Source organism: Leptospiraceae bacterium (assembly GCA_024233835.1).
In the GTDB taxonomy this organism is placed as follows: Bacteria; Spirochaetota; Leptospiria; order Leptospirales; family Leptospiraceae; genus JACKPC01.
Genome location: JACKPC010000005.1, coordinates 28,655 through 49,484 on the forward strand (window position 1 = coordinate 28,655; position 20,830 = coordinate 49,484).

Here is a 20,830-nt window from a genome sequence, read left to right on the forward strand (position 1 = left end):
TTTCAATAGAAAAATTCTTTTAGAACTTTGTCAAAGCACTTTTTGCTTGATTAATTTAGAAAGGATCCGATATATTCAGTAGTATGATCCGTCTTGAATCTTTAGAACAAACCATGCAGAGGATTTCTGAGATTTCTCAGAAGATTTCTTCACTTGAAAAACGTTCTGCTCCCGAAATGCAGAAACCCGATTTCGCTAAAATGCTGGATAATGAGATTCAAAAACACGATCCAGGTGACTCAAGTCAGGTAAAAAAACCGGTATCTATAGACAGGATTGAAGTACTTGAAAAAGCTCCTTTACCGTTAAAAATGATTAAACCTGAAACTCAGGAGAAGGTACATAAGCCCAAGTTGGAAGATGTGATAAACCGTGAGGCGAAAAAGCAGGGTTTAGATCCGGCACTTGTAAAAGCGGTTATAAAAGTTGAATCTAATTTTAAGCCGAAAGCTACTTCTCATGTAGGGGCGCAGGGACTCATGCAACTTATGCCTTCTACTGCAAAAATTTTAGGTGTTAAAAACGCTTACGATCCGGTTCAGAATATTAAGGGTGGTACTTCTTATCTGAAGGATATGCTGGAAACCTTTAAAGATAAGGATAAAGCACTGGCTGCGTATAATGCAGGTCCCGGAGCCGTAAGAAAGTATAAAGGGATCCCCCCCTACTCCGAAACCCGGAATTACGTAAAAAAAGTAAATCATTACTACGAAACTTATAAAGAAAAAGAGTAATCACTTTTTTTGAGCATTCACATATAGTTTATATTTCTCTGGTGTTCCGTTCATAGAGTAGAAATTAATTGTGAAATTTGCCGTTTGCCCGGCACCCAGTTCTTTTTCTTTGATATAAGTATAGCCCATTCCGGCTGTTTTACCATCTTTTGTGAGTAAAAGTGCTATGGTGCTTACGAAAACTGCCGATTCAGTGTCTTCATTGGTGAGCTGGCCACTTAATTCATAGCCACTATACTGCCGCTTCGTTACTTTTCCGGCTTTAATGGTAATTTTGGGACGCACTTTTGTATCAAAGTTGTACCTGGGTTCGGGTTTCGTCTTAATTTTTATTTTTTTATAGGCAGGAGCTTTACTAACCAATACTTGCAGAGGACATTCTTCTCCGGGATTCAGATAATCAAAGCTACCATAGCCGAAAGCGGTGGCTACTTCATTACCGGCTTCATCTAAAAGGGATAGGTCAACTCTGGGTTTTCGGATAGCTATTTCCCCGGTGTTTTTGAAAAGTCCAACAAAGTAGATATTCCCTATGGAGTCGGGTACAGCTCCAATATTTATAAATTCACCTTTCCCCGGTATTCTGGGAGTTTTAGAGGGGGTGTAGGGAGTGTTTGAACCCGGAGCAGGTTTATAGTTTTCATCCGATATACTTTGAACATTGCTTTGTTCGGGTTCATTAGAGGGCCAAAAAACTAATATTCCCATTCCGATGGAGTAAGTTAGCATAATAATAGGTAAAAACAGCTCTCCAAAACGGGTTACCACTGAAGTGGATGATTTTTCCTGGGTTTTTTCTTGCATGATTGATATATACAAAAAATCCTTTGGGTAGTAAAGAATTTTTCCATACTGAGAGATAGTCGGGAGAACCACCCTACCCTTCCCGGCTTTTATTATGGTTTTTTCTGTTTTTATATAGCTTGATTTTTATGGAATGAATCTTATTGTAATTGGATAGGTCGATCCTGTTTTTGTGCCGGAGATTTGCATGGAAGTATCGGAAATAAAAAGTATTTTTAAAATAATTAACTCTGTTTATATGAAATTGCCCGTTAACCTGGTTTCTGAATCGGATTCGATTCCGGTGAAATTGCTGGAACTTGGTACAGGAACTCTTCTTGTAAAACCGGAAAAACACCAGATTCAAACTATTTACAGGTCTTTAGTTGTTCGAAACCAGAGGAAAATTTTTATCTGTAAAGTTAAACTTCTTAAAGTCGATGCGGAAGGTTTTGAAGTCTACCAACCCATAAAATTACTTATTAATGATGAGAAGAGGTTCACGGAAAGACTACATGTAACGGATCTTACTATCAGCAATATTATTAATCAAAACGATATTGCAAAATTTTTAAATGATGATAAAATTAAGAAAGTGGTCAGTGAAAATGCGATTCGTTTAAAAGTTTTTTTTGATTCGTTTAAGATACACGTTCACGAGAGATTTGATAATAGGATGCGCTTATTGCATACATATAATATTCCGATTTTTGTACCGGACTTTACTAATCCTTCTACAATACCTCCTGAGTTTATGCCGATCACTGAATATTTCAGAATGCTAAGCGGTGACCCGGTGCCGAAAAACTATAGAGCAGAAATTTGTATTCCGATTCGTTACAGGCAACATGCTACTCTCGGTTATGTTCAGGCCTTACATAAATCGAGATTGGATACGAATTCCTATAACCTGGTGAATCTCGTTGCTTTAAGTGTGCAAAAAGAATTTGAGAAATACAAAAACTATGAAGAGTCCAAGGAACAGTGTAAAATCATAGATATTAGTCAGGCAGATTTAAGCTTCTTGCATTCTCAGAGTGTGCATTTTTCTAAAATATTTTATCTGGGAGATATTATTATTTTCGATATGTTTTTTCCGGATGGAAGTAAGCAAACTTTCCGGGCTACTATTCGAAATATTCGCTCTCTGGAAAAGTATTACCGCATTGGCTGCCAGTTTTACAATATGAGCCTCGATGATCTCGAGATGATAGAAAAATATCTGGAAACAAAAAAAGGGAAATCTATTTTGTAAAAATAGTTTCCCTTACGTATTTTAGTAACGAATTCTGTCGATAAGGCACCTATCTCCTCCGGCACCTGTATATTTCCAGGTAAAAGTATTTGCACCTGAACTTAAGTTCAATGTATGAACCATATTATCTAAAGAGAAGTCATAATTGGTTGTACCGGAAGAGTTACTCAGTGTAAAAATACAGGTACCGGTTCCCCCAATTCCTACTCCGACGAAGAAGAGTTGACCGGGGTAGCTCAGGTTTACTGTATAACTCAATGAGGAATTACTTGTAGTAGTAGAACGAATACACTCTGAACCATCTTCGATAGCTATTGGACAGTTTCCATGAGGCAAAATAGAAACTACCCAGTCCCCTGTCCATCCCGCAGGTAACAGTGACCTGTCTCCAACCCAGACTCCAACCCTGTGAAAACCTCCGTAGGCAATTTTATTTCCATGTCCATCAACTATCATCAGATTATAATAAAAATTTGTTCCTGCTGTGGCTCCTGTATCCGTATAGGTGTTCGCATTCGTTAATGTGGCTTTGGGAGTTTTCGCATCCATTTCTGCAACCGTACTGATATCGTTTGTAGAGGAACGATACACTTTATAGGTAAGAGCAGTCTGGGCTGTAACAAGGTCAGTACCCTTTGTCCAATTTAAAACTACGGTAGATGTATCGACCATGGCTGAACTTGTAATCAAGCCGGAATTACCCACCCTGGGATTTGCATCAACAAAAGTTGGGGTGGTGTAAACTCTTGTTCCGGAAAGACCGTATTGATCCAGTGGAGTTACCGAATAACGCAGATACTGATTGTAGTCAGCAGCAGCGATAGAATAGGTGCTTGCAGTAGCTCCTGCAATATCCACACAGGTTGTAGTATTGCTGGAAATACAGCGTTGCCATTGCTTTACGCTGCTTCCTTCTGACAGACTGTGTGAAAAGTGAGCAAAAAAAAACCTGTAGATATTGACGAACTCGGTTCTTACTAAAAAAACTAAAAACCAATCATTCCAAATTGGTTTTTAGTAAATAAATTTACTATAAGTCATAAAAGAGAGAAAATTCATTGCTATCCATCAAATAAAAATCTATTATTCCTACTATTTTGCATTTACAGCATCTATAAAAGCCCTTATTCCCAGAATATTTATGACTCTTTTAAAATTATAAGCAAAACATATGAAACTAAATTCGGCCTGAACGCTTCTAATTCCTTTTTGTATAAAGTAAGTGAACCCCAAATTTCTCTTTATAGTGCCAAATGGGTGTTCCACAATCTCCTTACGTTTACGAATTAGCTTTTTATTTTCCTCGTTCCCCATCTCTTTTTTAAAATCATCCATTGTCTCTCGGTTTATCGAGACCCGAATAGTTCGTCCAGTTTTACTATTGGTACATTTTGCTCTATGAAAACAATCTTTACATTCCTTACATTTATACTCATTTACATAAATCCCGTATGACGTCTGTCTTGGATTTTCATTTTGTCTATTTAATTCTTTTCCTGCCGGACATACGTATATATCCCGCTCTTTATCATAAACAAAATCCTGGATTTCATATCCTTTTGCAGGAAGTTTATCAGGATTACTTTTACATTCACGCTTATTATTACTATCCAGTGCAGATTTGGTATCTGGTACTATAATATTTATCCCCGATTTATCTTTATTATTCATTATTTCTTTTTCACTAAAATATCCGGAATCCATTACTGCATTTGTCTCATTTTCTATTTTAAGTTCTTCTTTTATCGACTGGACTTTTTCAATCATAGGAGTCATTTGTTCCAGGTCATTTGACTTTTGCGATACATCATTTGCAATAATCAACTTATTTGTATTATCCACTGCAGTTTGGGCATTATATCCAGGACGAATTTTTCCTTTGTCACTTTGAAATCTTGAATCTGTGTCGTTAGCAAAATAGACCTGTAGTTCCGGGTCGTTTTCAAATAATTCCCGAATCCCTTTCACTTTATCATTGTATTTCGTTAGTCTTTTTAGTTTATTTAATACATCCCTGGCTTCATCTCCATCTTTAAGATTTAGTTCATTTGCTTCGGAAATATCATTCAATTCTAATTCCTCCAAATATTCCTGTATTTTGGATTTTATATTTTGCTCGATATTTTCAATACGCTCTCTTTTAAATACATTATTTTGTCCGTTCTGTGCTCTTAGCTTCGTTCCATCAATTCCAACTATTGAAAGAGTTAGTAGATTCATTTTCTTGCAAAAGAATAAAAACTCTTTGAAGATATTTTTTATTCCATCTTTATTATTTTTTCGAAAATCAGCTATTGTCTTAAAATCCGGGGCGAGATTCTTTGTTAACCACCTAAGTTCCTGGTTTCTATTACATTCCTTCTCTAATTTTCTGCTACTTCGGATTCGTTCTATATATCCGTATAAATATATTTTTAGTAAATCATGTGGATTATATGGTGGTTTACCTGTTTCTAACTTTGGAATTTTAAAACCCAATTTTTTAAGATCGAGATTATCAACATAGGCATCAATAACCCTTACCGGACTATCTTCTTTTATGACGTTATCCAAACATTCACTGTATAATACTATCTGTTCTCGAGAAGTTCCTTGTATATAATTCATAGCTGCACCTATAACTCTTTATCGTTATAAGGAAATTTTCTATATACATTACATTCCTGACAAACAAAAAATATTCAATAACGAGACTTTTCACACAGTCTGTGAGTGTGAATCTGAGTCAGAGAAGCTGTAAGTACCGGTAAGGGTATTGCCTTCGAGATAGGTTCCACTCACAGAAATAGATGAAGCTACCGGTGCATTATTTGCATTATATGCAACCGTTACAGTATAGCTTGTGCTACTTCCATCTTTTGCTGTGACAACATAGCTTACCGGGTTGGTGAAATCATTTGCCGTGGTGCCGCTCACCTGCCCTACTCCTCCGACCGTGATACTGTTTCCGGTGTGGGTAAAGTTCGGCACTAGAGAAGTCTTTGAAGCTCCATATACTACATTTACTGTGATGTTTGTCCCGGATATCACTCCGTTTGCAGAAAGGGAAGGAATGGAAAAAGTTGTGATTTCTTTTGTGTTGGGTAGAGTATCATTAAGCGCAGTATTCAATGCCGTATCCATTTCTCCGGCCACATTCTTAGTAAAAACGAGAATATGTGTGGCCCCTGTTGGAATGGAAGTTCCTGCGGGTATTGTATAACTCAGGTCTTTCCCGGCGGCATCGAAACTGATTATAGCAGTGCCTAATTTTGTGTTAGCATCTTTGCCGTAATACAAAACGTAAGAGAGGATATTTGATTCATCAGAAGCTTTTCCTATATTAATTATTCCCCCTATTTTGCCCTCTGTTGTATCGGTATCGGTAAAACTGATAGATGAGGCTTTTTCTGTCGGAGGTAGGAGAGGTTTGCTGCTAATGGTAGTATTTTCGGGACCGAAAGAAGTTACGGTCAGTGTATAATTCCCGGAAGTGGGCCTGGGTGTGGGGGCTGTTTCTGCATCTGGTTCAATACTTAAAGCAATTTCTCCTAACTCCGTTCCATCTTTGCTGGTGATGATAACTCTAAAACTACCTGCTTCCAGACTCATGGTATATTCTCCGTTATCATCTGTTGCAAATTTAGCCTGTGTGTCGGCAACCAATCTTTCTGTTCCGTCTTTAGCTTCACCGGTTTCTATGCTTTCCGGAAGTGCTAATAAATAGGAGCTTCCCTCGGGAGGCACTACTCCGAGGGGAAAAACAAAGGTGAAATTACCACCTGTCTTCTTGAATCTTGCAATTTTATGAACCTTTTCTTTATAGATATTGGCCCAGTAGAGGTTGTAATAATCGATATTTGTTTCATCACCGGCTTTATTGAGTGTGACCGGACCTCCAAATTTTCCTTTACCTGGATCGATGTCTACAAATTGAATTTTTTCCGGCAGCTTTTCAGAAACAATTTGTGTTCCTCCTATAGTTTGCTTATGAATAGAGGTTGAGGTACTGAGTGAACCTGCACTTACATTTAAGTTTGCTGATTGAACCGGACTACCGGAAGGGTCTAATAACTTTCCTTTGATGCTGAATTTTACCGCAGGTATAGTCCCTCCACTAATAGAAGCTAATACTCGTGTTGCATTATCTCTGGAATTATCTGTAGAAACAAATGGATTACATCCTATGGATAAAACAAGTAAGATTGAATAGATATAAAATTTCATTATTTTCCCCTTACCATATTTTAGAAAGATGCTAATTTTTCACAAGTAATAAATGACGGTAAATATATAAATCAATATTATACACTTTAAAGCCAAATATTTTCTGTAAGAAAGATAATAGTTCTCTATATTTTTTTATTACGATAAATGAAGTGATTTATAACCTTATTATTCTTTTATATAGATGCCGGCAGGAGTTAAGATTCAGTTTTTGAACTGGTAAGATGAATATCACTTTTCCTAAAAAGGAAAACCTGTTTACTTAGAAAGCGAGTCCCCTCCCCTACTCCCTCCTTTTCTGTATTTTGCGGGAGTCATACCGGTTGCCTGTCGAAAGGCAGAATGAAACGCCGAGTTAGAGTTAAAACCCACAGCATAACCAATGGAAAGAGTAGTTCGCTCTTTTTCTTCGAATAAAAGTTTTTTAGCTTCTTCGATCCTGTAAGTTTTTAAAAAGGATTTAAAATTTGTATCCAACTTCTGGTTTAGAAACTCGGATAATTGATGAGGAGTAATTTCGAGATTTTCGGCAAGAGTTTTCAGGTCGAGGTCCTCATCACAAAAAACTTTTTCTTCTTCCATGAGCTGTTTTAGCCTGAGCCTGACTTTTTCAATGTCAATTCCGGCAAGCTGGCTTCTTTCGTATTTCTTTTTTTCACTGCTCAAATAATGAATGAGATCGGGATATCTCTGGGATAGCATATAAATATAGATCATAGCAAAAGTGACCAGACCTCCGCTTAGCCTTCCGAGGGTTTCATTTTCCAAAACAATTGCTAAAAAGAAGAGAATGATAACCAGTATGGTTTGTAATACAAAAAATAAAATATGACGCATCTTGGGATTCACAAGGTATTCCCGGCTGAAAAGACCTCGTATTTTTCTACCTAAATACAATACATATACCATATCCAGAAACACAGCAAGAACCAATAGTTGCTTAATTGGTCCTACTCTACTTTCTTTTCTGAGTTCTAAAAAAGTTTGAAACTTATCTGTATTCAGGTGGTAGGTGATAGGTGCCAGATAAAGTCCGGCCAGAATTCCCGGAATAAAATGCCAGATCCAGCGTTTTCGAATGATTCTCGATTCATCGATTACAAGAGTGATATATAAATAAAACAAAGGGCCTGTAAAAAAGACAAAGGGTCCCATTGCATTATAAAGGAAGGGGTAGTTTAAAATCTGGTTAGAGTAAAGAAGAGCGAGATAATTTTGCCAGAAACCAACACAGAAAAGGAGTAGGGATAAAAAATAGTTTTTGGGGAGCGGAGGACGAACCAACTGTCCCAGTGCAATTACCCAGGCAAGGGTTCCTCCGAAGAACATCCAGATAAGTGACATTCGAAATGTCTATTGATACTCCATTTTCTTGGCAGATAACTCATTAATTTTCTGAACCAGAAGATCGTTTGTATTAGCAAGTCTTGCAGCCATAATCGTTACCATTTTTGCTGCAAACATGGGGTTATCCATAAGAAACTTTTCCAGCTGGGGGCGACTTTCGATAACCGCAAGCCGAACATCATCCAGAACCCTGGCACAGGCACTTCGTGGTTTCTGCCGGAAAAGGGCCATTTCTCCAAAGAAATCTCCCTGATTCATTTCAGCGAGTTTTACTTCCTGCCCATTAATTACTACATAGATCTCAACTCTACCCTCCAGCATAATATACATGGAGCGACCCAAATCACCCTCTTTGAAAATTGATTTCCCTGCTTTTAAATTAATGATTGATGCCATCGTCGCCTACAGTTTAAAGCTATCTCCATGATACCTACTAAATAAACTGAATACTGTAGGTAACTGGATATAGCAACATTTTTTATTTTCTTTGAGAATAAATCCCCTATTCTCATATCCCTTCAAAAATGCCGACTCGCTTTCTTTCCGGAAAGAAAGAACGGATATGGCTTTTATGTCGTTTTCTTTTTAGTTGCCTTTTTCTTGGAAACTACTTTTTTCTTTGATGCTACCTTCTTTTTTGTTGGAACCTTCTTCTTTATTGTTTTTTTCTTGGAAATTGTTGCTTTTTTCTTTGTTTGTGTCTTTTTTTTCTGGACGGGTCTCTTTGCTTCTGGTTCAAGGGAAGGTCTGGAAATACTTTCATCTTCTTGCGGTTCCATTTCAACCTTTTCTATTTGAACTTCTTCTTTTTCCTCGTTTTCTATTGTCTCTTCCGTTATTGATTCTGGTTTTTCTTCTGTAGAAGATACTTCGGTTTCTTTGTTTTCTAACTCTTCAGGTTTTGGCTCCATTGCAGGTACTGCCTGATTTTCTTCTTTCGGAAGACTTTTTTCTTCTTCATCCAGAAGTTTGTGACTCATATTTTTTAAGAGCTCTTCTTTGATTTTATCTACCTTCTGACTTCTTTCATCTTTCTCCAGGGTTTCTACCACATGTACAAAACCGAAATGGTTTGCGATGTGCATGGCATGAAGTTTTTCCCAGGTTTCTTTTTCCATTCTGTCAAAAATAGGATGAACGGCAAATGTTCCGGAAAAGTCCCTAAAGGAAAAAATTGCATTTCTCAAACGCCGAGCTGCCTGTTTTACATCTCCTTCCTCTCTTCGCTTCGGGGCAAAGGGATTGGGGTATCCGGACTTCATGTATCCGTTTTTTATCATTTTTTGAAGAGCTATTTTGCCATAAAGCTTACGGACAAGAAACGCAAAAAAACCGGCATACGGATATTCAGTCATGGAAAATTCTATTAGTTCCGCACAATGATTTAAAATTTGATAAAAGGACCAGAGTCCTGTTGTGTTTACCCTTGCATTTTCTAACCTGTCAAGCTCTTCCAGTGCATCATTTAAGTTTTGAAAGCGTAAGTCTCGATTCATAAATTCTCCTATTGTATTCCATATTTTTCTTTAAGTAAATTCAGTTCTTCCAGGAAGGAAACTCTTCTGGATTCTTCAAGCTTATCCAGATTGATACGTATGCTTTGTTTTTTTGGTAGGGGTGAAACCATTTCATCCCCCCTGCCCTCTTGCTTTTTTAATAATTTTTCGAGATTTTTTATGGAAGGCTCAAAACCTTTTTCTAAGAACTCAAAAACCGTAATTTCTTCTAACCTGGCAATCGAACTGAGTTGCTTAATATATCTCTCTGAATAACCCAGCATTCCTGCAACCTGTTCTGCTGTTTTTCCCTTTCCTTCTCTGAGGTATCGAATGGCTTTTCCTACTTCATAAGGATTTAAATTCTTACGTTTGTCATTTTCTGCCAGGGCCATTTCAAAAGAACTATCTTCATTCACATCAAAAATCACCGCCGGAATATCAATCCAGCCCAATTCCTTCGCTGCTCGGAAGCGTCTTTCGCCTGCAATGATATAGTATTCATCCCCTGAACGTCTAAGCACTATTGGTTCAATAAGACCCAGGCGTTTCATGGAATCTGTTAGATCTTCCACCTTTTCTTTACCGAAAATCCTGGGTTGCTCCGAACTGGGATGAATTAGGGATAGAGAAATCCTGTCTGCTTGTTCTTTTTTTGATTCATAAGTGGATAAAAGATCCAGGGTTGCAAAGTCATTTTTTTTAGACATTGGTTTTTAATTTCACCTCTCTGGCCAGATTCTTGAAAGCATTCTTAGAGTTGGGATCGCAAGCGGAAAGCATTTTTCGTTTTGCCTGTGCCTGCGGGATGCTTTCTCTTCTGTGGATAATTGTTTCAAAAACCGGGAAATATTTTTTTATTCCATTGGAAAGTCCTGAAAGTGCCCTCGATTCTTCGTATTGATTCAAAACAGCCCCCAGTAGTCTTAGTTTGGAATTAGCTCTGGTTTTTATTTTTTCAATTGTCTTATGCAGGTCTTGCAAGCCCTGCACACTAAAAGCACGGGCCTGAATCGGGATTAATACATAATCCGCTGCAATCAGGGCATTTTCAAGACCCAGGCCAAGGGAGGGAGGACAATCGATGATGATGTATTCATACTCGGTCTTTAGTGGTTTTAAGGCATCTTTTAGGAGTTCAAAGTCTTCAATTCCAAAAGGAGTGGTTAGATTGGCTAAGGAAATCGAAGAGGGAAGTAAATCCAGATTTGTTTGAATTTTTTTTATAATTGTATGAACCGGAACCGGAACATTTCCTCTATAACTAAGAGATTCAAATATGGAGTGTTGAGGTTCGGAAGAAAGCATACGTGTTGCATTTGCCTGCGGATCCCAATCAATGAGTAGAGTTTTTGAGGAATAAGAAAGAGCTTCGGCCAGGAATATGGAAATTGTAGTTTTTCCTTCTCCACCTTTTTGATTGGAGATGGCAAGAATTTTAGCCTGAAATATTGCTTTTTCACCAGGATTCGAGAAGAATTTTTCTACAATTTCCTCACTATATGATTGATCATCCAGGCAGGGAAGCTTACTGGCTTGAATTGTTTTTTGAATTTCGGTTTCAGTCAGTCCGCATTTTTTCGCTATTTCTAATACGGTAAATGATTTTGCTTTCTTTTTTTTCATACCTGAGGGAAGTATCAGACATAATTCTTTTTTGTAAACTAATTTTCGAATCTAATTAAAAAGTCGCTTCGAACACCATCGGACCCTGAGCGATGCACTGAGCCTAAGTCGATGTGTAGAGCAATGGCTCGTACCGAAACATAGCGAATTAGGAAAGGGGGATTGAGACGGATAGGTTAAAAACTTATGGGTAAGGATATGCCTTACGAGTTAAGGGGTGAAATGGTTTCACCCCTATTGAGTGAAATACTGATTTAAGATTTTATAACTTTACTTTCCACTTTACCTTCCGATGATTGTCTGCAATGAATAAACTTTTCCTTTCATTGCTTTTATTTTTTACGGTAGAACTTTTTGCTGGAGACTGGTTAATTGGTCCCGGAATCTATATGAATCGAGGGGATAATATTTTCGAAACCGGAAATAAGTTTCCCAATCTCTCAGGGATACAGGGAGGTTCGAGAATTACTTACAACCGGGATTTTAATTTTATAGGCCTTGAAGCTCTCTACCTTCAGGATAAATTCGCCTTTTCTGCCAATCTTTCCGGGGTTCCCTGGAGAATCAATCCTGGAAATTCCAGAGATGAAGATTTTGTAATGGGAACGATTACTACAGAAAGAGGTTCAAAAATGGATTTAGCAAGAGGAAAAGTTTTTGATACCGCACATACTTTTACCGGTACGGTAAACTTTGCGGATGGACATACCCGTACTTCTATGAGCGAATACGCATATGATTTTCATTTACAGGTATATGAAAATAGTGCAAATCCCAAACCCGGGCGAGAGGACCAGTGGTTTTTAATGCTGGGTTTGAAATATAATTATGCAAAGTATTATCTCTATGATGTAATGCAATTTATTAACTCTCGTCCCATTTTTTATGGTCCTATAGGAAATGGACTTACTTATTCTTATTCCAGCCTGGAATTGCCCTTTGGCTTTGGATATAGTTTTAATTATTCATCATTTTTTGTAGAACCTTCCTTTGAATTGCTCTTAGCTTATAACCGTTTTCGTGATTTTCACATTCAAAGAGCTCTTAATTTTATTGGAAATAATTTTGGTTCCGGCTTCCAATACCAGGTAAATATTGGATATTTTGTTTTTGAAAATTCCATTCTGAAATTTAACTTCAAAGGTCATCGACAATTTTCAGATGGTAATTTTAAAACCAGCGGAGGCTTAAATGTGAATGATATAAGTTCAAATTTCCTCGGTTCCTTTCGAAGTTATGTAAGCACTAAAGAAGTAAGTTTGGGATTTCAATTTTTACACAGGATGAGTCATTAAAAATGCAAAGAAAAATTCTATTAATCAATCTTGGCGGTCCGAGAACTTCGGATGAAATCGAAAAGTTTTTATTGGATCTTTTTCGTGATCCTCTTGTTTTTGACTTACCTCTGCCGGAAAATTTTCGTTATAAACTTGGAAGTTTTATTGCTAAAAAACGGGCTCCAAAAGTTAGAAAAGTTTATGAAATGTTGCATTTCGGAGGTGGGTCTCCGCTGGTACAGGAAACTGAAAAGCAAGCCAAAGCCCTGGTTGATTCTTTGAAAAGCTCAACTCTTGAAGAATGGGAAGGCAGGGTAGCGATGACCTGTGGATTTCCGGATTTGAGAGAATTCTCTCGTGATGAACTCAGCCCTTCTTCGAGTAATGTGATCTTGCCTCTTTTTCCACATTATTCACGCTCCACAACTTTAAGTACTGCAAAAATCATTGAATCCATTACCGGGAAATCTCCATTAAATAAAAAGGGTTGGATTAATCCATTTTCTCACCGGAACAAGTATGTTTTAGCCTGTAAGCAAATTATAAAAGATTATTTTGAGGGCAAACTGCAGACTGAGTTTCTTTCACCTGACCGGGATCTTTCTCTTCCTGTTGAAAACTGGAAAACTATTACCCTGCTTTTCTCTGCCCATGGAATTCCCATGCGACTGATTCAAAAAGGAGATACATATAAGAGGGATATCGAGGAACATGCAAATAGAATCCTTTTTCAGCTCAGACAGGAAGGCTTTTTGGGAGAAGTTTTTTTATCTTTTCAGAGTAGGGTAGGGCCTGCAAAATGGACAGAACCTTCTACCATTGATACTTTAAAGAATTTAGGAAGTAAGGGACATAAGCGGGTAGCTGTTGTTCCTATAAGTTTTGTGAGTGATCACCTGGAAACCCTTATAGAAATAGGAGAGGAGTTAAAAGAACTTGCTCTGAAAAATGGAGTAAAAGAATATTATCGCATACCCGCCTTCGGAATCTACCCTCCTTTTATCGAGTTCTTAAAGGAACTCATTCTTGAAAATATTAAAGAAGGAGAATAGGGTAGGGGAGGCGATCCTGGGGGTATTCTCTACAATTAGAGACATAATTTTTAAGTATTGCAATACGGTTTGAAAATTAATTTCAATTTCCATTCAACTTATCAAAAAACTTCTTACCATATATTCTCCTCTTTAAAAACTGGAAAACAGGAGTTTTATAAAAGAACGAATGCAAATTTCTAAGAACAAAGTAGTAACAATTGATTATACCCTGAAAAGTGATGAAGGGGAAATTCTGGACTCTTCCAGCGGAAGAGAACCACTGGCCTATATACAGGGAACTTCCAGCATCATTCCCGGTCTGGAAAATGCCTTAGAAGGAAAAGTCGAAGGTGACTCTTTACAGGTAAAAGTTTCTCCAACTGAAGGCTACGGTGAATACAATGAAGCTATGAAACATTCCATCCCCAGAGTACAATTTGGAGATATTCAGGATATTCGTCCGGGTATGCAATTTCAGGCACAAACCGAACAGGGGTTTCAGATCCTTACAGTACTCGAAGCCGGAGAATCCGAAATTCTTGTGGATGCAAACCATCCCCTGGCAGGAATGAACTTAAATTTTGATGTGACCGTAAAAGGAGTAAGAGAAGCTACTTCCGAGGAGATTTCACACGGCCATGTACACGGCCCCGGTGGACATCATCATTGAGTTTATACATGGGCCTGTAAAGTGGTCGTGCTTGCGGCCCTTCAATACGGTCGCCGATGGGCGTGGTTCGATAGACTCACCAACCGTAGAGGCGACCTTCTCAGGGAGCGTCAACTACAATTCAGTATTCGATGATGTATCGACGCGACTTTTTAGATGGTCCCGGCAAACAGGCTTCATTTAATTTTTCCAGCCCTCTTTCCATATCTTTTTCCATCATAGGTTTGAATATTTTAAAACCCAGTCTTTGTAAGGGGTTCAGGCTTTTTCTTACCGTATTAAGCTGCCAGGCGACTTCGGTTTTTTCTTTTTCTTTTGGTGTAAAAATAAAATTTCCTTTAAATTTTGTTCTAAATCGTAGTTCCATCGTATACTGTATAGACTTATCTGCTATAGCTTCCAGTATTTCCATTCTCCCTTTTCCATCCCTTCCTTTCCATTCAAAAATAGCACCCTTACCGGACTCTTTACCGCTTATCCGAAGTTGAATATGAGGTTCTTTTTCCTGCCAGGGAGACCAGATGGGCCAATTTTTAAAGGAATTTATCAGAACAAAAACTTCAGATGCAGAACAATTTATTTCCTTCTTTAAACTTATACTCATTTCTCCCGGAAGAGTATAAGAAAAAGCAGTAAAAGTTGAGAAGATTACCAGACAAACAATAAGAACAGTTTTTATAAACTTCATGCCCCCATGGAATTCCTCTCTTTAAATTTTCCAAGCGTTTAAATAAACGAATTTAATAGAATGACAAATAAGTATATATTTGAAACTAGGGATTTCATGAGAGTCATAATAGCGGGAGCCGGTGAGGTTGGATTTCACCTTGCCAAGTTGCTTGCCAATGAAAAACATGATATTGTTCTAATTGATATTGATCAAGAAAAACTAAAGACAGCCTCCAATCAACTTGATGTAGTAACCGTAAAAGGATATTCGATTTCTTACAAAGCTTTACAGGACTCCAACGTATCCGATTCCGATCTATTTATTGCGGTTACCTCATCCGAAGAAACAAATATAGCAACAGCCATTATTGCCAAGCAATTGGGAGCAAAAAAAACGATAGCAAGGGTAAACAATGTGGAGTTCATTTCTACCCGACAGCAATTTGATATAAAAAAATTAGGAATCGATGAAATCATATCTCCGGAAACTCTTGCCAGTCGGGAAATAAAGCGACTTTTAAAAGAGATTGTTCTTACGGATAGTATTGACTTTGATAATGGAAAACTCTCCCTTATCGGAATCACCCTTGATGAGAGAAGTATTCTGATAGGTAAGAGTCAGGCGGAAACTTCCCATCTGAACCCAAATAACGACTTTTTGACAGTCTCCATTCTAAGAGAGCAGAAAACCCTGATTCCGAGGGGAAGTACAGTTTTCGAATTGGGAGATCATGTTTATTTTATCGCAGAGCCGGAAGGACTGGAGAGAGTTTTAAACCTTTCAGGGAAAAAACGAATTGAAGTAAAAAATGTAATGATCCTCGGCGGAGGAAAGATCGGACAAAATGCAGCCAGAAAACTCAGTTCCATTTATAATGTAAAACTCATAGAGGAAAATCGGGATAAATGTATTGAGTTAGCCGGTCAACTCGATGATGTTCTCGTGCTAAACACGGACGGAAGAAATTTTGACGAATTAAAATCCGAGGGAGTAGGGGACACCGATGCTTTTATCGCAGTAACCGGGAACTCGGAAATGAATATCATTTCCTGTCTTATGGCCAAACAGCACGGAGCCAAAAAAACAATCTGCCTCGTAGAGAACATGAACTATATTCACCTATCCCAGATGATCGGGGTTGACACCATGATAAACAAGAAACTCCTCGCTGCCAATTTTATTTTTCGTTATATTCGGCAGGGAACGGTTGTTACTTTTAAAAGTATTCCCGGAGTAGATGTAGAAATCTTAGAATTTGAAATTAAAGAAAATTCTAAGATTACCAGTGCTCCTCTAAAAGATCTAAACTTTCCCAAATCGGCTATTGTGGGAGGAGTCATTCGGAATAATAATGGATATACGGTAATGGGGAATTTTAGGTTTCAGCCGGGAGATAGGGTTGTCGTAATTTCAAAACCGGAATGTATTCGCACGATAGAGGAATTTTTTAATGAGGTTTAATTTCAGTGCTATCGGCCAGATACTGGGCTTTTTACTTTTAATGAACGGTTTTTTTATGGGGACCTGCATTCCTGTTGCCTATTACCTCCATAATGAAACCGATTTAATTGCACTGTTTTATTCTTCCAGTATTTCGGCTTTTTTAGGCGGATTCACCTGGCTTATAGCAAAGAAAAAACAAACTGATAAAGAAATGCACACCCGGGATGGTTATATCATTGTTACGTTTGGCTGGTTGATTATGTCAGCTTCCGGTTCTTTGCCTTACCTATTTAGTGGGGCCATACCGGCTTTTACGGATGCATTTTTCGAAACCATTTCCGGCTATTCCACAACCGGTGCTTCGGTTTTAAATAATATTGAATCTTTACCCAAAGATATTCTTCTCTGGAGAAGCATGACTCAGTGGCTCGGTGGAATGGGAATCATTGTTCTCGCTGTAGCTATTTTACCCTTACTGGGCATCGGGGGAATGCAGCTTTTTGTGGCGGAAGCTCCCGGAATTTCACCCGACAAACTACAACCCCGTATTGCGGAAACCGCCAAGCGGCTCTGGCTGATTTACATCGGGCTTACCGGTCTTGAAACCATCCTTTTGATGATAGGTGGAATGAGTCTTTATGATGCTATTAATCACAGTTTTACGACTATGTCTTCGGGAGGATTTTCAACCAAGCAGGACAGTGCGGTAAACTTTTCTCCTTTTATCCAATATGTAATTATTTTCTTTATGATACTTGCCGGTTCTAATTTTACTCTTACCTATTTCGCTCTTAAAGGCAGGTTTAAAAAAGTTCTCGAAGATGAAGAACTCCGCTATTATCTTGCTTCCATCCTCATTTTTACTCTGGCTATAGGAGGGACGATTTACTTTATAAAAGATCTGGGAGCTGAGAAATCTTTTCGAGATGCACTTTTCCAGGTAGTATCGATTATTACTACCACCGGTTACGTTTCGGCTGATTATACAGCCTGGAATCATTTTGCCCTGACCTGTATTTTCATCCTGATGTTTTTTGGAGCTTCTGCTGGCTCTACCGCCGGGGGGATAAAAGTGGTTCGGCATATTATCCTTCTAAAAAATAGCTTTTTAGAATTTCGCAGACAAATTCATCCTAGGGCGATTATACCCGTAAGACTTAACCGGAAAGCTGTTTCTCAGGATATAGTATTTAATGTGATTGCTTTTGTCATGATCTACATTATGATTTTCGCGGTTTCTTCTATTATTTTATCTTTCGTAGGGGTGGATCTGATTACTTCTATGGGAGCCGTGGCTACCTGTCTCGGAAACGTTGGTCCGGGTCTCGGGAAAGTAGGACCTATGGATAATTTTGCCGGGATTCCGGCCGTAGGAAAATGGCTTTTATCTATTTTAATGCTCATGGGTCGTCTGGAACTTTTTACCGTTCTGATGCTTTTTTCTCCGTATTACTGGACAAAAAACTGAAGGGCTGATGAAAGGATTTGACAATTTTAGAAAAGTCTTTATCAAGAGTTTATGAAAAAACTCTTGATACTCATTCTTAGTTTCTTGTTTACTGTTTCCGCTTTTGCTCAATCTAAAGGTGGAAAGAAAGGACCCGTTCAGCGTAAAACCCAGAGCCGTGTTATGGAAATTTCAATTAATCAAAACAAGTTAGAAAAACAAGACAATACGTATGTATACAGTCCGGATCAGGGCCGTATGACCCAGCACTATACTTACTACGTATTCCCTGCCGACAACCTCTTAAAAATAGTCGGGAAAAAGAACCTGAAAAAGGATTTCAAAGTTAAAGTGATTATAGAGAAAACAACTTCGAAAACTTCCAAGCCTTCAGATCCGAATATGCCTCAACCGGATGGTGGTTTCAGACATACCTATAACTATTGCCGGGCTATAAAGCTTATATCGGTAGAGTAGGTCATGGAAAAATCTATCCTTATCACCCAGTGTCTTCAGAATGATTTTGTCAAACCTATCGATAGATACGAACCCATGCCCAATGCTTTGCATGTTGGCTACGAAGAAGCGAGAAGGCTACTGGGGGAAAGGGTAGAAGATAGCCCGGTAAATCGTGTGATTGATTGGGCCTATCATACGGAAGAGAATGAACTTAAAATTATCCATATCCGGGACTGGCATGATGACACTGACCCCAAACAAAAAGAACATCTTTCTCAGTTTGGCAAGCATTGCATTAAAAACAGTGTCGGTGCGGATTTTGTTTTCAAAGAATTTATTAAATATGATCGCTCTCATACCATCCTGAATGCAAGCGGGCTGAATGATTTTATTGATACGAATCTAGATGAATTGCTTTCAGTTCATAAAAATAAAAAAACAAAGATAGGCCTGATGGGTGTCTGGACAGAAGCCAAGATTACTTTCTTAGCCTATGACATAAAAACCCGTTATCCTGACTTTGAAATCATGGTTTGCACTGCACTTACAGCCAGTTCTTCAAGGAACATGCATTTTATTGCTCTGGAACAGATGGCAGAAATTCTGGGTGTACAAATTGTCTCCTCTATTGCCGATTTTACAAATTTTTTAACCGGAACACAACCGGCTATTTCTATTCGCAAAAATTCCAGAGTAGGGGATGCGAGACTCAATTTTTCTCCACCGAATTATACCGTAAGCGATACCGATAAAATCTTATTACAGTATCTTTTTCGAGATACTACTGAAGTAAATTTTCACTGTCTCGACGGAGGTTTTTCCGGCAACGTAGTCTTAAAAGCCAGGGCTAAGGATATTTACGGACACAGCCAGTCTCCCTCAGTTGTTAAAATAGGAAAAAGGGAACTCATTGCTAAGGAACGGATCAATTTCGAAAGGATCCAGGAAGTCTTAGGGAATAATGCACCGAGCGTGGTGGACTTTGCTGAACTCGAAGATAGAGGTGCTATCAAATACCGTTATGCGGCTATGCTCGATAACAATGAAGTCCGAACCTTTCAAAAATTATACGCTCTCAGTGACGATTTGCAGGAAATCGAAAATATTCTCCGCATTGTCTTCACCCAGCAACTGGGTAAAATGTATTCAGCGGCTAACCATGAAACCCTGAATTTGATGCAGTACTATGATTTTACGGATAAATACGCTGTAAGCATCAGGCAAAGAGTAGAGCATTTAACGGGTCATAAAGCAGAAGGAGAAAGTCTAAGCCTGCACGGGCATAACCTTCCCAATGTCTGCTATTTTTATGAAAGAGATCTGAAAAACCTTAAAGAAACAGTACCGGCTCCCCATTATGTGTCCTATATACACGGGGATTTGAACGGGGCGAATATTTTAATTGATGGGCAGAAAAACGTCTGGTTGATTGATTTTTTTCATACCCACAGGGGACATATTCTAAAAGACCTGATCAAATTTGAGAACGATCTTTTGTTTATTTTCATGGAGATTCACTCCAAAAAAGAATTTCATGAAGCTGTAAAATTATTGAATGTTCTTCTTAACCTCGAAGACCTCGGTGTTCCCCTTGAAAATTTCGCAAGAAAAGAGGATTTTACCTTTCCGCAGATCCAGAAAGCTTTTCAAACTATTTGTATCCTCCGTTCTTTTTATCCGGAATTAATACAGACAGATCGCTCTCCTTACCAGTATTATGTGGCCATTATGCGCTATGCCATGCACACTATGTCTTTTGATGAATCTAATGAATTCCAGAAACAGTTGGCACTATATACAGGAGCTCAGGCTTCAGCCAAAATAAAAGAATTTTTACAATCCTCTACAAAACTCAGGATAAATTTCTTAAAACTTCCGAATTCTTCTTCCTCTCAGATAGGCATGACAATTTTACCGGGTAGAAAAGACCGGGATCGAGACCTTGAGGAAGATATACAGATTATCAAAGAAAACGGAGTTAAAGCGGTTTTAACCATGGTAACACCCGCCGAATTGGAATTCTATGGTGTTTACAATCTGGAAATGAAATACAGAGAAGCCGGGCTGGATACTCTTTTCTTACCGGTCATCGATCAGGGAGTTCCTTCCTATCATGAATTAGAAGAAATTCTGGGCTGGATGCAGGAAAAGCTAAAAAAGGGAGAAAAAATTTTGGTACATTGCGTGGGGGGCCTCGGACGGACAGGAACTATCGTGGCCTGTTACCTAATTAAGTTTTTTTCTCTTTCTGTGGAAGAAGCGGTAAAACGGGTGAGAGAAGTTCGTTCCGGTCGGGCTATAGAATCAAAAAAACAAATGGATTTTATTCGAAACTATAAACCCGATTAATAAATTTTCCCGGGAAGCTAAGGGCAGCAAATAT

19 protein-coding genes are annotated in these 20,830 nt (G+C 38.3%); 9 read left to right on the forward strand and 10 right to left on the reverse strand.

All coding sequences use genetic code 11. The features are described 5' to 3' along the window. The first annotated feature begins 83 nt into the window (after positions 1-83). Positions 84-734 (forward strand): lytic transglycosylase domain-containing protein, encoded by a 651-nt coding sequence (locus tag H7A25_20395; protein ID MCP5502267.1) that lies wholly within the window; start codon positions 84-86, stop codon positions 732-734. Here the strand turns inward: H7A25_20395 and H7A25_20400 are convergent, their stop codons facing one another. After that, positions 735-1,538, reverse strand: a complete 804-nt coding sequence (locus H7A25_20400; protein MCP5502268.1) for a hypothetical protein — start codon at positions 1,536-1,538, stop codon at positions 735-737. Between the two features lie 187 nt (positions 1,539-1,725). Here H7A25_20400 and H7A25_20405 point away from each other — a divergent pair, with 187 nt between their 5' ends. Further along, positions 1,726-2,772 (forward strand): PilZ domain-containing protein, encoded by a 1,047-nt coding sequence (locus H7A25_20405; protein ID MCP5502269.1) that lies wholly within the window; start codon positions 1,726-1,728, stop codon positions 2,770-2,772. Positions 2,773-2,793: 21 nt separating this feature from the next. On the opposite strand, the gene H7A25_20410 is transcribed toward H7A25_20405, so the two are convergent. The 8 genes from H7A25_20410 to H7A25_20445 form a co-directional block, all read right to left on the reverse strand. Next, positions 2,794-3,630 (reverse strand): hypothetical protein, encoded by an 837-nt coding sequence (locus H7A25_20410; protein ID MCP5502270.1) that lies wholly within the window; start codon positions 3,628-3,630, stop codon positions 2,794-2,796. A gap of 234 nt (positions 3,631-3,864) precedes the next feature. Continuing rightward, positions 3,865-5,379: an IS1182 family transposase gene (locus H7A25_20415; GenBank protein MCP5502271.1), complete on the reverse strand. Its 1,515-nt coding sequence runs from the start codon at positions 5,377-5,379 to the stop codon at positions 3,865-3,867. A 90-nt stretch (positions 5,380-5,469) separates the two neighbouring features. Further along, entirely contained in the window at positions 5,470-6,978 is a 1,509-nt protein-coding gene (locus tag H7A25_20420) for a hypothetical protein (GenBank protein ID MCP5502272.1), read from the reverse strand. Between the two features lie 258 nt (positions 6,979-7,236). Further along, positions 7,237-8,322 (reverse strand): AraC family transcriptional regulator, encoded by a 1,086-nt coding sequence (locus H7A25_20425; GenBank protein MCP5502273.1) that lies wholly within the window; start codon positions 8,320-8,322, stop codon positions 7,237-7,239. Positions 8,323-8,331: 9 nt separating this feature from the next. After that, positions 8,332-8,721, reverse strand: a complete 390-nt coding sequence (locus tag H7A25_20430; protein ID MCP5502274.1) for a cyclic nucleotide-binding domain-containing protein — start codon at positions 8,719-8,721, stop codon at positions 8,332-8,334. A 173-nt stretch (positions 8,722-8,894) separates the two neighbouring features. Then, positions 8,895-9,821 (reverse strand): DUF1569 domain-containing protein, encoded by a 927-nt coding sequence (locus H7A25_20435; GenBank protein MCP5502275.1) that lies wholly within the window; start codon positions 9,819-9,821, stop codon positions 8,895-8,897. Between the two features lie 8 nt (positions 9,822-9,829). Continuing rightward, the gene (locus H7A25_20440) at positions 9,830-10,531 is read right to left on the reverse strand and encodes a ParB/RepB/Spo0J family partition protein (GenBank protein MCP5502276.1); all 702 of its coding nucleotides are present in this window, start codon (positions 10,529-10,531) and stop codon (positions 9,830-9,832) included. Further along, positions 10,524-11,447: a ParA family protein gene (locus tag H7A25_20445; GenBank protein MCP5502277.1), complete on the reverse strand. Its 924-nt coding sequence runs from the start codon at positions 11,445-11,447 to the stop codon at positions 10,524-10,526. Before H7A25_20445 ends, H7A25_20440 begins: the two co-directional genes overlap by 8 nt. Positions 11,448-11,752: 305 nt before the next feature. Between H7A25_20445 and H7A25_20450 the strand changes: the two genes are divergently transcribed. From H7A25_20450 to H7A25_20460, 3 genes are all read left to right on the forward strand, one after another. After that, positions 11,753-12,742, forward strand: coding sequence for a putative porin (locus H7A25_20450; GenBank protein MCP5502278.1), 990 nt, complete (start codon positions 11,753-11,755; stop codon positions 12,740-12,742). Positions 12,743-12,744: 2 nt separating this feature from the next. Beyond that, complete coding sequence (gene hemH, locus H7A25_20455; GenBank protein ID MCP5502279.1) at positions 12,745-13,776, forward strand: ferrochelatase; 1,032 nt, start codon at positions 12,745-12,747, stop codon at positions 13,774-13,776. A 169-nt stretch (positions 13,777-13,945) separates the two neighbouring features. Beyond that, positions 13,946-14,428, forward strand: coding sequence for a peptidylprolyl isomerase (locus H7A25_20460; protein ID MCP5502280.1), 483 nt, complete (start codon positions 13,946-13,948; stop codon positions 14,426-14,428). Positions 14,429-14,549: 121 nt separating this feature from the next. Here the strand turns inward: H7A25_20460 and H7A25_20465 are convergent, their stop codons facing one another. Beyond that, on the reverse strand, positions 14,550-15,116 hold the full coding sequence (locus tag H7A25_20465) for an SRPBCC family protein (GenBank protein MCP5502281.1): 567 nt from the start codon (positions 15,114-15,116) through the stop codon (positions 14,550-14,552). Positions 15,117-15,212: 96 nt separating this feature from the next. Here H7A25_20465 and trkA point away from each other — a divergent pair, with 96 nt between their 5' ends. From trkA to H7A25_20485, 4 genes are read left to right on the forward strand one after another with little or no spacing between them, the layout of a single operon-like run. Further along, positions 15,213-16,559 (forward strand): Trk system potassium transporter TrkA, encoded by a 1,347-nt coding sequence (gene trkA / locus H7A25_20470; protein MCP5502282.1) that lies wholly within the window; start codon positions 15,213-15,215, stop codon positions 16,557-16,559. Beyond that, a complete protein-coding gene (locus H7A25_20475; protein MCP5502283.1) occupies positions 16,549-18,009 on the forward strand; it encodes a TrkH family potassium uptake protein in 1,461 nt (486 codons plus the stop codon). The genes trkA and H7A25_20475 overlap by 11 nt, the downstream gene beginning before the upstream one ends. A 51-nt stretch (positions 18,010-18,060) precedes the next feature. Next, complete coding sequence (locus H7A25_20480; GenBank protein ID MCP5502284.1) at positions 18,061-18,465, forward strand: hypothetical protein; 405 nt, start codon at positions 18,061-18,063, stop codon at positions 18,463-18,465. A gap of 3 nt (positions 18,466-18,468) precedes the next feature. Then, a complete protein-coding gene (locus H7A25_20485; GenBank protein MCP5502285.1) occupies positions 18,469-20,796 on the forward strand; it encodes an isochorismatase family protein in 2,328 nt (775 codons plus the stop codon). Positions 20,797-20,830 lie beyond the last annotated feature (34 nt).

Bases quoted from the DNA above. Each gene is read 5' to 3' on its own strand.
- H7A25_20395 (MCP5502267.1), top strand. From the start codon at position 84: ATGATCCGTCTTGAATCTTTAGAACAAACCATGCAGAGGATTTCTGAG.
- H7A25_20400 (MCP5502268.1), bottom strand. From the start codon at position 1,538: ATGCAAGAAAAAACCCAGGAAAAATCATCCACTTCAGTGGTAACCCGT.
- H7A25_20405 (MCP5502269.1), top strand. From the start codon at position 1,726: ATGGAAGTATCGGAAATAAAAAGTATTTTTAAAATAATTAACTCTGTT.
- H7A25_20415 (MCP5502271.1), bottom strand. From the start codon at position 5,379: ATGAATTATATACAAGGAACTTCTCGAGAACAGATAGTATTATACAGT.
- H7A25_20420 (MCP5502272.1), bottom strand. From the start codon at position 6,978: ATGAAATTTTATATCTATTCAATCTTACTTGTTTTATCCATAGGATGT.
- H7A25_20425 (MCP5502273.1), bottom strand. From the start codon at position 8,322: ATGTCACTTATCTGGATGTTCTTCGGAGGAACCCTTGCCTGGGTAATT.
- H7A25_20430 (MCP5502274.1), bottom strand. From the start codon at position 8,721: ATGGCATCAATCATTAATTTAAAAGCAGGGAAATCAATTTTCAAAGAG.
- H7A25_20435 (MCP5502275.1), bottom strand. From the start codon at position 9,821: ATGAATCGAGACTTACGCTTTCAAAACTTAAATGATGCACTGGAAGAG.
- H7A25_20440 (MCP5502276.1), bottom strand. From the start codon at position 10,531: ATGTCTAAAAAAAATGACTTTGCAACCCTGGATCTTTTATCCACTTAT.
- H7A25_20445 (MCP5502277.1), bottom strand. From the start codon at position 11,447: ATGAAAAAAAAGAAAGCAAAATCATTTACCGTATTAGAAATAGCGAAA.
- H7A25_20450 (MCP5502278.1), top strand. From the start codon at position 11,753: ATGAATAAACTTTTCCTTTCATTGCTTTTATTTTTTACGGTAGAACTT.
- hemH (MCP5502279.1), top strand. From the start codon at position 12,745: ATGCAAAGAAAAATTCTATTAATCAATCTTGGCGGTCCGAGAACTTCG.
- H7A25_20460 (MCP5502280.1), top strand. From the start codon at position 13,946: ATGCAAATTTCTAAGAACAAAGTAGTAACAATTGATTATACCCTGAAA.
- H7A25_20465 (MCP5502281.1), bottom strand. From the start codon at position 15,116: ATGAAGTTTATAAAAACTGTTCTTATTGTTTGTCTGGTAATCTTCTCA.
- trkA (MCP5502282.1), top strand. From the start codon at position 15,213: ATGAGAGTCATAATAGCGGGAGCCGGTGAGGTTGGATTTCACCTTGCC.
- H7A25_20475 (MCP5502283.1), top strand. From the start codon at position 16,549: ATGAGGTTTAATTTCAGTGCTATCGGCCAGATACTGGGCTTTTTACTT.
- H7A25_20480 (MCP5502284.1), top strand. From the start codon at position 18,061: ATGAAAAAACTCTTGATACTCATTCTTAGTTTCTTGTTTACTGTTTCC.
- H7A25_20485 (MCP5502285.1), top strand. From the start codon at position 18,469: ATGGAAAAATCTATCCTTATCACCCAGTGTCTTCAGAATGATTTTGTC.